A 13756-nucleotide genomic window follows, 5' to 3' on the forward strand; every position below is an offset into this window, starting at 1 on the left:
TGTCAGGGTTTTCTGGTAACGGGGATGTAACCGATTTCGTGTGAAAATTGAAACCCGATTACATCCACGCGAAAGAGACACACCATGGCCATTCGCCGCGCCACCAAGATCGTTGCCACCCTGGGCCCCGCTTCCAGCGACCCGCAATTGCTGGAGGCGATGATCCGAGCGGGCGTCAACGTGGTGCGGCTGAACTTCAGCCACGGCAAGGCGCAAGACCACATCGACCGCGCCGCCACAGTGCGCGCTGCGGCCCAGCGTGCCGGGCGCGAAGTGGCCATCATGGCCGACCTGCAGGGCCCCAAGATCCGCGTGGGCAAGTTTGCCGAAGGCAAGGTGTTTCTGGAGCCGGGCGCCAAGTTTGTGCTGGACGCTTCGCGCACCGAGCCGGGCGACATCAACGGTGTGGGCCTGGACTACAAGGAGCTGCCCCGTGACGTGAAGGCGGGCGACCTGCTGCTGCTCAACGACGGCCTGATCGTGCTCACGGTGGACGCCGTGCGTGGCGAAGAGGTGCACACCACCGTCAAGCTGGGCGGCGAGTTGTCCAACAACAAGGGCATCAACAAGCAAGGCGGCGGCCTCACGGCACCGGCCCTCACGGCCAAGGACATGGAAGACATCCGCACGGCCATGAGCTTCCAGGCCGACTACGTGGCCGTGAGCTTTCCGAAAAACGCGACCGACATGGAAATGGCCCGCCAGCTGTGCAACGTGGCTGCGGCCGAATACCGCCACAAGCCCGGCCTGATCGCCAAGATTGAGCGTGCCGAAGCCATCCCGCACCTCGAAGCCATCCTGCGCGTGAGCGACGGCATCATGGTGGCGCGTGGCGACCTGGCGGTGGAGGTGGGCAATGCCGCCGTGCCCGCACTGCAAAAGAAAATGATCCGCATGGCGCGCCAGCTCGACAAGGTCGTGATCACCGCCACGCAGATGATGGAAAGCATGATTACCAACCCCGTGCCCACCCGTGCCGAGGTGAGTGACGTGGCCAACGCCGTGCTGGATGGCACCGATGCTGTGATGCTGAGCGCGGAAACCGCCGCAGGCAAGTTCCCGCTGGAGACGGTGATCGAGATGGCCACCATCTGCGCCGCTGCCGAAGCCGCAGAAGACCACCCGCAAGACGCAGACTTTACCGGCCAGACCTTTGGCCGCATCGACCAGTCCATCGCCATGGGCGCATTGTTCACAGCCCACCACCTGGGGGCCAAAGCCATCGTCGCCATGACCGACAGCGGCGCCACGGCCCTGTGGATGAGCCGCCACCGCATCCACATCCCGATCTATGCGCTGACCCCCAAGATCGCCACCCAGCGCAAGATGGCCATGTACCGCAATGTGCGCCCCTTGCTGATGGACACCAGCGCTGACCGCGACACGGCCCTGGAGCAGGCAGAGCGCCACCTCAAGAGCCGCAACATCGTGCAAAAGGGCGATGTCTACGCCATCACCTGCGGCGAGCCCATGGGCGCGCCGGGTGGGACGAATATGCTGAAAATCTGCGTTGCCAGCTGAGCGGCGCTTGCGTCACCAGCCAGCCCGTGGCGCCAGCGGCCAGGATGCCGGTGGTGGCGCCTGCTAGCACATCCAGCGGAAAGTGCACGCCCAGGAAGACGCGGCTCCAGGCGATGGCGGTAGCCCCTAAAAATGCCACCCCTGCCCACCGGGGCATGCGGCACAAGGCGAGGCTGGTGGCCAGGGCAAAGGCCTGCGCTGCATGCATGCTCGGGAAGCCCGCCCTGGCGCCATGCTCCAGCCACTGGATGCCCAAACCCAACTGGGCCGGGCGAGGCGCCGGAACCCCCCAGCGCAGCAGGTGAACGCCGACCCAGGTGACGGCCATGGCCACCAACGCCTTGGCGATCACCCACCGGTGTTCGCGAGTTCCCAGCACGCACCACAGCGCCAGGGCCGCACCCACCAGCAAGGGCAGGGTGACGGAGACCCAGCGGGCCAGGGCAATGAGAAACAAGGGGGTTGCAGGCCCCGCGTTGATGGCCTCAAAGAGGCTTTGATCAAGAGTGAGCACGGTGCTGCGAAGCCCCCAGGGTTGCAGGGGTGCTGTCGAGAAAGACGGCGTGCTGTCTCCAGGCCTGGAACGCCATGTCCCACAGCCAGCCAGCCGTCCAGCACAGCCAGGCGGTCCAGAGGGTGTGGCTCATGAAGTGGGCGCCACGCACCTGCTGCGCGCCACCCAGAATGAAGCCTGCCAGCAGCGATGCGCCCAACCACGCCCAGGCGGCCCGTGGGTGCCTGCGCCGCAGCGCGAAGTAGCCCCCTAAAAACGCGAAGCCTGCCGAGGCGTGGCCCGCCGGAAAGCAGCGTCCGCCGCCGCCGTCCAGAATGCCCAGCGCCCAGTGCGACACGTGCCGGGCCACTCCGCCAAACTCCGCCAGGTCCCAGGGGCAGCTGGTATTGCTGATGTTCTTGAAAATGCTGATCACGGCCAAGGCCAGCAAGGCGCTGCTGGCCAGTTGCAGCCGCTCGCTCAACTGAAGCTGCCGCAGGATGCCCTTGGGCCACCACACCCCCAGCGCCAGCAGCAACACGACCACCCAGCCCAACCGGCGGGCCCCTTCGTGCATGACATGCACGAAAAACCACTGCTCCCGCAGCGGAAAACCGGCTTCTGACCCAAAAAGCTGGGCCATGGCCAGGTCTTTTCCTGAGGCATCCCAGGCAATCAGGCAGGCAAAGCAGGCCAGGGTCCATGCCAGCAGGGTGCGGTTGCCGGGGTAGTCCAGGCTGGAGCGGGGGGTATCAAGCATGCCCGCACTGTAGGAACGGGGCCTTAACAGCTTCTTAAAGTGCAAGAAAATGCAAATGGCAGTGGGTGGAGGGGCTCCCGCTGCCAAAGTTTGGCGTTGGGGCGCGCCGGGGCCGACGTGGTGTGCAGCGACAATGCCCCCATGCGAATCCTCGTGATTGAAGACGATGCAGGCATTGCCGACGGCCTGCGCACCACGCTGCAGCAACGCGGTTACGCCGTGGATGTGTGCGGCGATGTCGCCAGTGCCTGGAATGCCCTGCGCACCGAGCGCTTTGACGCCATCTTGTTGGACCTGGGCTTGCCCGATGCCGATGGCGGGGTGCTGCTGCAGCGGCTGCGCTCGGCGCCGGGCAGTGCAGGCTCTGCGCTGCCGGACCCCGCCACGCCGGTGCTGATCGTGACCGCGCGGGACCAGGTGCAGCAACGCATTGCCGGGCTGGACATGGGGGCCGACGACTACCTGGCCAAACCGTTTGATATTGACGAGCTGGATGCGCGGCTGAGGGCGCTGCTGCGCCGCGCCGCCGGCCGCGCGGCACCGACCATTCGCCACGCAGGCATCGAGATGGACCCGGCTGCCCGCACGGTGCGGTTCCAGGGGCAGCCGGTGGACATGTCACCGCGCGAGTTTTCGGTGCTGCGCGTGCTGCTCGAGGCGCGTGGCCGGGTGCTCTCACGCCAGCAGATCGAAGAGCATCTCTACAGCTGGGACGCCGCCATTGAAAGCAATGCGGTGGAAGTGCACATCCACCACCTGCGCCGCAAGCTGGGCAGCGCCAGCATCATGACCATGCGCGGAGTCGGCTACTTCATGCCCCAGGAGCCCGCATGACCGCCCCTGCCGACCCCCGCGCACCCACATCCGGCGGGCGCGCCTCCCTCACGCGCCACCTGCTGCTGTGGTCCCTGGGGGCTCTGGTGTTGGTGTGGGGCAGTTTTGTCTTTCTGGGTTACAAAACCGGCGTTCACGAGGCCGATGAGCTGACCGACGGGCATCTGGCCAGCGTGGCCGCCTTGCTGCTGAACCTGCGCGCTTATGAAGCCGTGGATGGCGTGCACACCGAACGCACCCTGCTGCCGGGCCTGAAGGCGCACGACTACCAGCAGTCCTTGAGCGTGGCGCAGTGGGATGCGCAGGGGCGCCTGGTGGCGGTGAGCGGCTCGGCGCAATTGCCCCCGTTCGATGCACGCGAGGGGTTTATTGACCTGCAACTGGGCACACCGCCCGTGGCCTGGCGCGGTTTTTCGCAATGGAACGTGGAGCGCACCCGCAAGATCATGGTGCTGGTGGCGGTGCACGAGCGCGATGAGCTGGCAGAAGACATTGCCGAGCAAATGATCGAGCCGGGTCTGTGGCTGCTGCCTGTCATTGCGCTGGCTTTGGGGCTGGCCTTGCGCCGGGGGCTCAAGCCGCTGTATGCCCTGTCGGACGACGTGGCCGCGCTGGACCCGGCCATGGACCACCGCCTGGCCTCCCAAAACGCCTGGAAAGAGTTCGAGTCTGTCGAAGCCTCCATCAACACCCTGCTGGACCGCCAGCAGGCCGCCATGGCCCGCGAGCGCCGGCTGGCCAATGAAGTGGCCCATGAGCTGCGCACACCCCTGTCGTCGATTGCGCTGCAAGCCAGTGCGCTGGACGGCGGCCTGGCGCCGGACGCCCAGGCGCAGGCTTTGGCGCGCATTCGGCAAGACGCCCTGCGGGCCGGGCATGTGCTCAACCAGTTGCTGGCCCTGGCCCGCGCCAGCCGTGCTGAGCTGGACAGCGCGACGGCCCAGGTAGACCTGGCCGCCATGGCGCGCGGTGTGTGCGCGGACTATGCCCAGGCGGCCTGGCAGCGGGGCGATGAGCTGGAAGTCAGCGCCCCGGCCAGCCTGTGGGTGCAGGGGCATGCCGTGCTGCTGGACCTGGTTTTGCGCAACCTCATCGAAAACGCCCTCAAACACACGCCCCCAGGCACCCACATTGCGGTGCAAATGGCAGAAGACAGGGCCGAGGACAGTGGGGCCCCGGCGGCTTGGCTGCAGGTGTGCGACGACGGTGCGCGGCCCCACCCTGCCCAAGGCGGCGCGCCCGCCCCCGTGGTGGCGGTGGACAGTCTGCACCTGGGCCATGAAATCGTGACCCGCGTGGCCCAGGTGCACCGCGCCCGGTTTGGCCAAGCCCCTGCGCCAGTGCCATTCACCACCTGCTACCGTCTGGATTTGCTGAAGGAGCCTTTCCCCGCGCCCAGGTAAAATCACAGAGTTACCAAGCGGTTACCAAGCATTTGCCAATGGCCGCCTGAAAAATTGCCAGCCCGTGAAGGGCCCTGGCGCCCCCTCACCCACCCACAACGGACCCAACGACCATGCCTCTCGTCTCCATGCGCGAACTGCTCGACCATGCCGCTATCAACGGCTATGGCATCCCTGCATTCAATGTGAACAACCTGGAGCAAGTCCAGGCCGTGATGGCGGCCGCAGACGAGGTGGGGGCCCCGGTCATCCTGCAAGCCAGCGCAGGCGCCCGCAAGTACGCAGGCGAGCCCTTCATCAAGCACCTGATCCAGGCTGCGGTCGAGGCTTTTCCGCACATCCCGCTGGTGATGCACCAGGACCATGGCACTTCGCCCAAGATCTGCCAGGGCGCGATTGACCTGGGCTTTGGCTCCGTGATGATGGACGGCTCGCTGATGGAAGACGGCAAGACGCCTTCGTCCTTCGATTACAACGTGGATGTGACCCGCAAGGTGGTGGAGCTGGCACACCAGTACGGCGTTACCGTCGAGGGCGAGCTGGGTTGCCTGGGCAACCTGGAAACCGGCGATGCGGGTGAAGAAGACGGCATTGGCGCCGAAGGCAAGCTCGACCACAGCCAGATGCTGACCGACCCTGAGGAAGCCGCCCAGTTCGTCAAGGCCACGCAACTGGACGCACTGGCGATTGCCATCGGCACCAGCCACGGCGCGTACAAGTTCAGCCGTCCGCCCACAGGCGACATCCTGGCCATCAGCCGCGTCAAGGAAATCCACGCCCGCATCCCCAACACCCACTTGGTGATGCACGGCTCGTCCTCCGTGCCGCAAGAGCTGCTGGCCATCATCAACCAGTACGGCGGCAAGATGAAGGAAACCTACGGCGTGCCCGTGGCCGAGATCCAGGAAGCCATCAAGCACGGCGTGCGCAAGATCAATATCGACACCGACATCCGCCTGGCCATGACCGGCGCGGTGCGCAAGTTCCTGGCCGAGAACCCTGAAAAGTTCGATGCCCGCGAATGGCTCAAGCCCGCCCGCGAAGCCGCCAAGCTGGTGTGCAAGCAGCGCTACCTGGAGTTCGGCTGCGAAGGCCAGGGCTCCAAGATCAAGGGCCTGAGCCTGCAGACCATTGCCGCGCAATACGCTTCGGGCGCTCTGGCCCAGGTGGTGAACTGATGGGGACACGCGGGTGAGGCGCCGGGGCGCTACCCGCAGTGGTCTGCCCGTCCGCACAGCCCGCAAGCACCTGGTGCTTTCGGGCTTTTTCTTTGGGGGCCAGGAGCCTGTCGGACTTGGAAATCGTCGGCTGCAAACCGACCACAGCGGTCCATTTTTTACCGCCTTTTTGCCCCATAGCTCGGCTATGGGGCTGCAAATTCGGCAAAAACTGTCCTCGCTGGGGCCGCTTTTGTCGAAACCGTTGGTTTTCGCTGTCGACGCTCCAAGCCCGACAGGCTCCTTGCGTTCATTGGCTGACACAACGCAGCAAAGTCGCCGCCAAGTGCGGTAAACCCCCCATGCCGCCAAAACAACTTCATGTAAGCTGCCGTTCAGAAATCTGAACGACCACCGGGTTCCCCAACGTGAGGAGATGACATGTTCATAGGAGTGCCAGCAGAGACGGTGGCCGGGGAAACCCGGGTCGCGGCAACGCCCGAGACCGTCAAAAAGCTCACCGCCCTGGGGCACAGCCTGCGTGTGCAGTCGGGGGCGGGCCTGGCCGCCAGCGTGACCGATGCGGCCTATGAGGCCGCAGGGGCCGAGATCACCGACGCCGCAGGCGCCTGGGGGGCCCCTTTGATGCTCAAGGTGCGCTGCCCGTCAGAGGCCGAAGCCCCCTGGCTGCGCAGCGGCACCACCCTGGTGGGCATGCTCAACCCCTTTGATGCCGCCGGTCTGCAGCGGCTGGCGGCGGCGGGTGTCACGGCCTACGCCCTGGAGGCCGCGCCACGCACCACCCGTGCCCAGAGCATGGACGTGCTCTCTTCCCAGGCCAACATTGCGGGCTACAAGGCCGTGATGATCGCGGCCGACCGCTACCAGCGCTTTTTCCCCATGCTCATGACGGCCGCCGGTACGGTGAAAGCCGCGCGCGTGGTGGTGCTGGGTGTGGGCGTGGCGGGCCTGCAGGCCATTGCCACGGCCAAGCGGCTGGGCGCGGTGATCGAGGCGTCGGACGTGCGTCCCAGCGTCAAGGAACAGGTGGAATCTCTGGGCGCCAAGTTCATCGATGTGCCCTACGAAACGGCCGAAGAAAAAGAGGCCGCCGAAGGCGTGAGCGGCTATGCCCGGCCCATGCCCCCCAGCTGGCTGGAGCGGCAAAAGATGGAAGTCGCCAAGCGCGTGGCGCAGGCCGATGTGGTCATCACCACGGCGCTCATTCCAGGCCGCCCGGCGCCCGTGCTGGTCACGCCCGAGATGGTGCAGGCCATGAAGGCTGGCTCGGTGATCGTGGACCTGGCCGCGCCGCAGGGCGGCAACTGCCCGCTGACCGAGCCCGGCAGCACCGTGGTCAAGCACGGCGTGACGCTGGTGGGCGAGACCAACCTGCCCGCCCTGGTCGCGGCCGATGCGTCGTCGCTGTACGCTCGCAACGTTCTGGATTTTTTGAAACTCATCATCAACAAGGAAGGTGCCCTGCATGTGGACATGCAGGACGACATCGTGGCCGCCTGCCTGATGGCCCACGAAGGCACCCTGAAACGCGCATGACCCTTTCGACACGCATGACCTTATTTACCCGGCTGACCCGTTTGAACACTGCCTCCCTTTTTTCTGAGCCCGCCCGTGCTGTGGGCGCGCTGCGCCAGTGGGGCCTGCGTGCCGTGGTGGCGGCGGGCGTGCTGGCCACGGTGGCCTGTGCCCCCGTCAAGCCTGCAGCCACCCCTGAATACCCCGTAGGCCGTGCGCGGCTGGCCCTGCCGGAAGGCACCTGGGAAGACCTGGGCCAAAGCACCGTGGCCCTGCCCGTGCGCCCCGCCCCGGGCACCATCCCCTTGCAGACCCGTGCCGTGGGGCTGCGCGGTGCCGACAAGGAACTGCTGGCGGTGGCGCTGGTGCAGACCAACAGCACCAACTACCCGCGTGAGCAAACGCTGTGGACTGGCACCTGCCCGCGCCAGGACGGTGTGTGGGTGGAAGACGCCGCCCAGGCCAGCCCGGTGCGTGTGGACTGCCTGCGCCTCAAGCGCTGGGCCAACAACCGCGACTGGCTGGACAAGAACCAGCCCGAGTTGGTGCGCTGGATGGCCGACCACAAGGTGGCCTTCACGCGCCCGGTGTCGCACCTCAACTACCGCTACGCCACCCAAGGCGGCGCGTATGTGGAAGTGAACATCGTCGCCGACCAGCGCCTGGTGCGCCCCAAGACCATCAACAACGAAGAGTTTTTGCGCGCTGGCTACCCCGCGCAAGACTGGGCCCAGAAAGTGGCGCAGGCCGCACGCCAGAGCGTCAGCATGATGGACGGGTACCTGGCCCTGCCAGCGTTCCCGATTCCCGAGTCGAAGTTGTAGGCGTGCCGGGGTGCTGCCCTGGTGGGCAGCGGTGTGGACCACAAGAAAACAAACAATCAAAAAGCGGAGGGTTGGAACGTGGGAGTTATTTTGCAGATCCTGGGGTTGGTCATCACCTTCACCATGGCCATGGAGGCCTTGCGCCGCTTTGGCATTGATGTGGGGTGGCTCAACCCGCTGACTTTTTTCCACCGCCGGGCATGGCGCAAAAAGGTGAGCACGCCGCCCCTGTATGCCTTGGACCACCCTGTAGACGTGGTGGCCGTGTTGGCCTTGGCCACGGTGCAGACCACGGGTGCCATCACCACGGCCCAGAAGGCGGGTGTGCAGTCCTTGCTGCAGCAGCACCTGCAAATGAACGAGTCCGATGCCGCCAATTTATGGGTGGCCAGCGCCCACTTGCTGCGCAGCCGGGCGCTGGCGCTGAGCGAATTGCCGGATGTGCTGGCCCGCAGTGCGGACAAGTTCACCGACTACCACGTGCAAACCCTGCAGGCTGTGATGCGCGCCGCCGCCGACATTGAGCCCCCCATCAACGACGCCCAGCGAAAGCTGCTGGACGCCGTGGATGCTTACTTTGCCAAAAGGAAAGCGGCCTCAAGCCCCTGGTCTTCGGCCAATCCCGGTTAACCCCGTCCCCACAGGAGAACCCCATGGATGCTGTCTCGCCCACGTTGATCAACCTCATCATCTTTGTGCTGGCCATCTATGTGGGCTACCACGTGGTGTGGACGGTGACGCCTGCCCTGCACACCCCGCTCATGGCGGTGACCAATGCCATCTCGGCCATCGTCATCGTCGGGGCCATGCTGGCGGCGGCGCTCACCGAGACGCCGCTGGGCAAAACCATGGGGGTGCTGGCCGTGGCACTGGCGGCGGTGAATGTGTTTGGCGGCTTCCTGGTCACCCGGCGCATGCTGGAGATGTTCAAGAAAAAAGAGCGTAAAGCGCCCGTGGATAAAGCGCAAGAAGCTATCAAATAAGGAGCAGATGGCATGAGCATGAACCTTGTCACGCTGCTGTACCTGGTCGCCAGCGTCTGCTTTATCCAGGCCCTTAAAGGGCTCTCGCACCCCACCACCTCCATCCGGGGCAACCTCTTTGGCATGGTGGGCATGGCCATTGCCATCCTCACCACAGCGGCGCTGATCGTGGAGCTGTCGGGCGGCAAGGCCGAGGGCATGGTGTATGTGCTGGGTGCGCTGCTGGTGGGCGGCGCGGCGGGCTCGGTGATGGCCAACCGCGTCGAGATGACCAAGATGCCCGAGCTGGTGGCCTTCATGCACAGCATGATCGGCCTGGCGGCGGTGTTCATTGCCGTGGCCGCCGTGGCCGAGCCCTGGGCGTTCCAGATCGTGGCCAAGGGCCAGCCCATCCCGGTGGGCAACCGGCTGGAGCTGTTCCTGGGTGCGGCCATCGGGGCCATCACCTTCAGTGGTTCGGTCATTGCGTTTGGCAAGCTCTCGGGCAAGTACAAGTTCCGCTTTTTTCAAGGTGCCCCCGTGCAGTTTGCCGGGCAGCATTTGCTGAACCTGGTGCTGGGTTTAGCCACCGTGGGGCTGGGGCTGCTGTTTGTGGCCACCGAGAGTTGGACAGCCTTCTTCGCCATGCTGGCGCTGTCGTTCGTGCTGGGCGTGCTCATCATCATCCCGATTGGTGGGGCGGACATGCCGGTGGTGGTGTCCATGCTCAACAGCTACTCGGGCTGGGCGGCAGCGGGCATTGGCTTTAGCCTGAACAACTCCATGCTGATCATTGCGGGCTCGCTGGTGGGCAGCTCGGGCGCGATCCTGAGCTACATCATGTGCAAGGCCATGAACCGCTCGTTCTTCAACGTGATTTTGGGCGGCTTTGGCGGCGACACCGCCACCGCGGCGGCGGGCGCGCAGGTGCAGCGCAGCGTCAAGACGGGCAGCGCCGACGATGTGGCCTTTGTGCTGGGCAATGCCGAGACCGTGGTCATCGTGCCCGGCTACGGCCTGGCGGTGGCGCGCGCGCAGCATGCCGTCAAAGAGCTGGCGGCCAAGCTCACCGAAAAAGGCATTACCGTGAAATACGCCATCCACCCCGTGGCGGGGCGCATGCCGGGCCACATGAATGTGCTGCTGGCCGAAGCCGAAGTGCCCTACGACCAGGTGTTTGAGATGGAAGACATCAACGGCGAATTCGGGCAGGCAGACGTGGCTATCATTCTGGGCGCCAACGATGTGGTGAACCCCGCTGCCCACACCAAGGGCAGCCCGATTTACGGTATGCCCATCCTCGAAGCCTACAAGGCCAAAACGGTGATCGTGAACAAACGCTCCATGGCCGCGGGCTATGCGGGCCTGGACAACGAGCTGTTCTACATGGACAAGACCATGATGGTCTTCGGTGACGCCAAGAAGGTGGTCGAAGACATTGGAAAGGCCTTGGAGTAAGGCCCTCCCCGAGAGCGCCGCCCGCAGGGATGGCCTTCGGGCGACATCACAGAGTTTTTTAGCAACCACGGAGCACCACCGGCCACCACAAGACCGGGCTCCACCGACAGAGAAGTTTGGAGAGACACGCATGACCGACCGCCCCTGGCTGGCCGCCTATCCGCAAGGCGTACCCGCTGACATTGACCCCACCCAATACGCCTCCCTGGTGGCGCTGATGGACGAGGCCTTTGGCCGCTACGCAGACCGTGTGGCCTACAGCTTCATGGGCAAGGACATCAGCTTTGCGCAGACCGACGCGCTGAGCCGTGCGTTTGCCGCCTACCTGCAGGGCCAGGGCCTGGCCAAGGGCGACCGCGTGGCCATCATGATGCCCAACGTGCCCCAGTACCCTGTGGTGGTGGCCGCCGTGCTGCGTGCAGGCTTTGTGGTGGTCAACGTGAACCCGCTGTACACCCCGCGCGAGCTGGAGCACCAGCTCAAGGACTCGGGCGCCAAGGCCATCGTCATCATCGAGAACTTTGCCTCCACGCTGCAGCAGTGCATTGCCAACACCCCCGTCAAGCACGTGGTGCTGTGCGCCATGGGCGACCAGTTGGGCTTCCTCAAGGGCATGCTGGTCAACTACGTGGTGCGCAACGTCAAGAAGCTGGTGCCCGAGTACAGCCTGCCCGGCGCGGTGCGCTTCAACGACGCCATCGCCCAGGGTGAGCGCGGCAGCTTCAAACCTGCCGACATCAAGCCCGACGACATTGCCCTGCTGCAGTACACCGGCGGCACCACCGGCGTGAGCAAGGGGGCGGTGCTGCTGCACCGCAATGTGATTGCCAACGTGCTGCAGGCCGAGGCCTGGAACGAGCCGGTGATGAAGTCGCTGGCCGCAGGCGAGCAGCCCACCAGCGTGTGCGCGCTGCCGCTGTACCACATCTTCGCCTTCACGGTGAACATGATGCTGGGCATGCGCACGGGCGGCAAAGTCATCCTCATCCCCAACCCGCGCGACCTGCCTGCGGTGCTCAAGGAGCTGTCCAAGCACACCTTCCACAGCCTGCCTGCGGTGAACACGCTGTTCAACGGCCTGGCCAACCACCCCGACTTCAACACCGTCAACTGGAAGAACCTGAAGGTGTCGGTGGGCGGCGGCATGGCGGTGCAAGGCGCGGTGGCCAAGCTGTGGCTGGACAAGACGGGTTGCCCTATCTGCGAAGGCTATGGCCTGTCGGAGACCTCGCCCATCGTCAGCTGCAACCCCGTCACCGCCAAGGAATTCACCGGCACCATCGGCGCCCCCCTGCCCAGCACGCTCATCAAGCTGCTGGACGACGAGGGCCGCGAAGTCACCACCCTGGGCCAGTCGGGCGAGATCGCCATCAAGGGCCCGCAGGTGATGGCGGGCTACTGGCAGCGCCCTGACGAAACCGCCAAGGTCATGACCGAAGACGGCTATTTCAAATCGGGCGACGTGGGCGTGATGGACGAGCGCGGCTACTTCAAGATCGTGGACCGCAAGAAGGACATGGTGCTGGTCAGCGGCTTCAACGTGTACCCCAATGAGGTTGAAGAAGTGGTGGCAGCCCTGCCCGGTGTGCTCGAATGCGCCGTGGTGGGCGTGCCCGACGAGAAGACCGGCGAGGCCGTGAAGCTGGTCATCGTCAAGAAAGACCAGGCCCTGACCGAAGCCCAGGTCAAGGAATTCTGCAAGGCCAATCTGACCGGCTACAAGCAGCCCCGCGTGATCGAGTTCCGCACCGAGCTGCCCAAGACGCCTGTGGGCAAGATCCTGCGCAGAGAGCTGCGCGACAAGAAGTGACCCGAAGGGGCACTTCTTGCGGCGAAGGCTCATGTTGCGTAGCAACGTGAAGCGTAGCGGCCGCAGCCACAAGCGGTTGCACATGCACATCGTTTGAAAAAGGAACGGCCCCGCTGGGGCCGTTTGTCATGGCGCAGTGGCTTGCGCCGTTACCTATCCCGGAACATTTCCTCTATGACCACCGCCATCCTCAGCGCCCTGCCCGAAGAACAAAGCTCCCTGCTACCGCACCTGGCGCAGCCCCAGCGCATCGTGCATGCGGGGCGGGCCTTTTGGCGGGGCGACTGGCAGGGGCGCTCCGTGGTGCTGGCGCTGTCTGGCATTGGCAAGGTGGCCGCGGCCACCACGGCCACCGCACTGGCAGAGCGGTTTGGCGTGGCGCGCATCGTGTTCACCGGCGTGGCCGGGGGTGTGGGCGATGGCGTGCAGGTGGGCGACGTGGTGGTGGCGCAAGACTATGTGCAGCACGACATGGACGCCTCGCCCATCTTTCCGCGCTGGGAGCTGCCCGGCTACGCCCGCACCCGCCTGGGCTGTGATGCAGCACTGACTGCTATGCTTTTGGAAGCTGCCAGCGCTTATGTAGAAAGTGCTAGGGGCCTATTTGATTCCAGATTGATAACAAGCCAGCCAAGGGTGCACCACGGGCTGGTGGCCAGCGGCGACCGCTTTGTGAGCGCCGCCGCCGAGGCCCAGGGCCTGCGCACCGCCCTGCGCGACGCTGGCCACGATGTGCTGGCCGTGGAAATGGAAGGCGCCGCCGTCGCCCAGGTCTGCCACGACTACGGCCTGCCCTTTGCCGCCATGCGCACCATCTCCGACCGCGCCGACGACACCGCGCACGTGGACTTCCCCGCGTTTGTGAACACCGTGGCAACACGCTACGCCGAACACATCATGCTGGGTTTTCTGCAAAAGCTATGAAATTAATAGCTGCTAGCGCTTATTCAGCAGGCGCTAGCGATCATTTTGATGGATGTTTTGGCACTGCCAAAGAA

At 65.0% G+C, this 13756-nt stretch carries 13 protein-coding genes; 11 read left to right on the plus strand and 2 right to left on the minus strand.

Going from position 1 to position 13756, the window contains the following annotated elements:
* The first annotated feature begins 84 nt into the window (after positions 1-84).
* Complete coding sequence (pyk, locus tag EAG14_RS01315; protein WP_099657008.1) at positions 85-1521, plus strand: pyruvate kinase; 1437 nt, start codon at positions 85-87, stop codon at positions 1519-1521.
* On the opposite strand, the gene EAG14_RS01320 is transcribed toward pyk, so the two are convergent.
* Entirely contained in the window at positions 1454-2035 is a 582-nt protein-coding gene (locus tag EAG14_RS01320) for a phosphatase PAP2 family protein (protein ID WP_121727839.1), read from the minus strand. The genes pyk and EAG14_RS01320 overlap by 68 nt on opposite strands.
* Positions 2022-2774 carry a phosphatase PAP2 family protein gene (locus EAG14_RS01325; protein ID WP_121727840.1) on the minus strand — a complete coding sequence of 251 codons (753 nt, stop codon included), beginning with the start codon at positions 2772-2774 and terminating at the stop codon, positions 2022-2024. The genes EAG14_RS01320 and EAG14_RS01325 overlap by 14 nt, the downstream gene beginning before the upstream one ends.
* A gap of 141 nt (positions 2775-2915) precedes the next feature.
* Between EAG14_RS01325 and EAG14_RS01330 the strand changes: the two genes are divergently transcribed.
* The 10 genes from EAG14_RS01330 to EAG14_RS01375 all read left to right on the plus strand — a co-directional run bounded on the left by EAG14_RS01330 (position 2916) and on the right by EAG14_RS01375 (position 13682).
* Complete coding sequence (locus EAG14_RS01330; RefSeq protein ID WP_099743628.1) at positions 2916-3608, plus strand: response regulator transcription factor; 693 nt, start codon at positions 2916-2918, stop codon at positions 3606-3608.
* The gene (locus EAG14_RS01335) at positions 3605-5011 is read left to right on the plus strand and encodes a histidine kinase dimerization/phospho-acceptor domain-containing protein (RefSeq protein WP_121727841.1); all 1407 of its coding nucleotides are present in this window, start codon (positions 3605-3607) and stop codon (positions 5009-5011) included. The genes EAG14_RS01330 and EAG14_RS01335 overlap by 4 nt, the downstream gene beginning before the upstream one ends.
* Before the next feature lie 113 nt (positions 5012-5124).
* Positions 5125-6189, plus strand: coding sequence for a class II fructose-bisphosphate aldolase (gene fba / locus EAG14_RS01340; RefSeq protein ID WP_121727842.1), 1065 nt, complete (start codon positions 5125-5127; stop codon positions 6187-6189).
* A 420-nt stretch (positions 6190-6609) separates the two neighbouring features.
* On the plus strand, positions 6610-7725 hold the full coding sequence (locus EAG14_RS01345; protein WP_121727843.1) for a Re/Si-specific NAD(P)(+) transhydrogenase subunit alpha: 1116 nt from the start codon (positions 6610-6612) through the stop codon (positions 7723-7725).
* A 14-nt stretch (positions 7726-7739) separates the two neighbouring features.
* Positions 7740-8528: a hypothetical protein gene (locus EAG14_RS01350; protein WP_240456900.1), complete on the plus strand. Its 789-nt coding sequence runs from the start codon at positions 7740-7742 to the stop codon at positions 8526-8528.
* A gap of 78 nt (positions 8529-8606) precedes the next feature.
* Positions 8607-9158, plus strand: a complete 552-nt coding sequence (locus EAG14_RS01355; RefSeq protein WP_121730239.1) for a phenylacetic acid degradation protein — start codon at positions 8607-8609, stop codon at positions 9156-9158.
* A 23-nt stretch (positions 9159-9181) separates the two neighbouring features.
* Positions 9182-9511 (plus strand): NAD(P) transhydrogenase subunit alpha, encoded by a 330-nt coding sequence (locus EAG14_RS01360; protein WP_099657003.1) that lies wholly within the window; start codon positions 9182-9184, stop codon positions 9509-9511.
* 12 nt (positions 9512-9523) lie between these two features.
* Positions 9524-10948 (plus strand): NAD(P)(+) transhydrogenase (Re/Si-specific) subunit beta, encoded by a 1425-nt coding sequence (locus EAG14_RS01365; RefSeq protein WP_121727844.1) that lies wholly within the window; start codon positions 9524-9526, stop codon positions 10946-10948.
* Positions 10949-11078: 130 nt separating this feature from the next.
* Complete coding sequence (locus EAG14_RS01370; RefSeq protein ID WP_121727845.1) at positions 11079-12758, plus strand: long-chain-fatty-acid--CoA ligase; 1680 nt, start codon at positions 11079-11081, stop codon at positions 12756-12758.
* Positions 12759-12932: 174 nt separating this feature from the next.
* Entirely contained in the window at positions 12933-13682 is a 750-nt protein-coding gene (locus EAG14_RS01375) for a 5'-methylthioadenosine/adenosylhomocysteine nucleosidase (RefSeq protein WP_121727846.1), read from the plus strand.
* Positions 13683-13756 lie beyond the last annotated feature (74 nt).

Source organism: Acidovorax sp. 1608163, from assembly GCF_003669015.1.
Classification (GTDB): Bacteria; Pseudomonadota; Gammaproteobacteria; order Burkholderiales; family Burkholderiaceae_C; genus Acidovorax.

What these genes read in the sequence shown, in the direction of transcription:
- EAG14_RS01330 (WP_099743628.1), top strand. Translation starts at nt 2,916, where the DNA reads ATGCGAATCCTCGTGATTGAAGACGATGCAGGCATTGCCGACGGCCTG.
- EAG14_RS01360 (WP_099657003.1), top strand. Translation starts at nt 9,182, where the DNA reads ATGGATGCTGTCTCGCCCACGTTGATCAACCTCATCATCTTTGTGCTG.
- fba (WP_121727842.1), top strand. Translation starts at nt 5,125, where the DNA reads ATGCCTCTCGTCTCCATGCGCGAACTGCTCGACCATGCCGCTATCAAC.
- EAG14_RS01375 (WP_121727846.1), top strand. Translation starts at nt 12,933, where the DNA reads ATGACCACCGCCATCCTCAGCGCCCTGCCCGAAGAACAAAGCTCCCTG.
- pyk (WP_099657008.1), top strand. Translation starts at nt 85, where the DNA reads ATGGCCATTCGCCGCGCCACCAAGATCGTTGCCACCCTGGGCCCCGCT.
- EAG14_RS01345 (WP_121727843.1), top strand. Translation starts at nt 6,610, where the DNA reads ATGTTCATAGGAGTGCCAGCAGAGACGGTGGCCGGGGAAACCCGGGTC.
- EAG14_RS01335 (WP_121727841.1), top strand. Translation starts at nt 3,605, where the DNA reads ATGACCGCCCCTGCCGACCCCCGCGCACCCACATCCGGCGGGCGCGCC.
- EAG14_RS01350 (WP_240456900.1), top strand. Translation starts at nt 7,740, where the DNA reads ATGACCTTATTTACCCGGCTGACCCGTTTGAACACTGCCTCCCTTTTT.
- EAG14_RS01370 (WP_121727845.1), top strand. Translation starts at nt 11,079, where the DNA reads ATGACCGACCGCCCCTGGCTGGCCGCCTATCCGCAAGGCGTACCCGCT.
- EAG14_RS01325 (WP_121727840.1), bottom strand. Translation starts at nt 2,774, where the DNA reads ATGCTTGATACCCCCCGCTCCAGCCTGGACTACCCCGGCAACCGCACC.
- EAG14_RS01365 (WP_121727844.1), top strand. Translation starts at nt 9,524, where the DNA reads ATGAGCATGAACCTTGTCACGCTGCTGTACCTGGTCGCCAGCGTCTGC.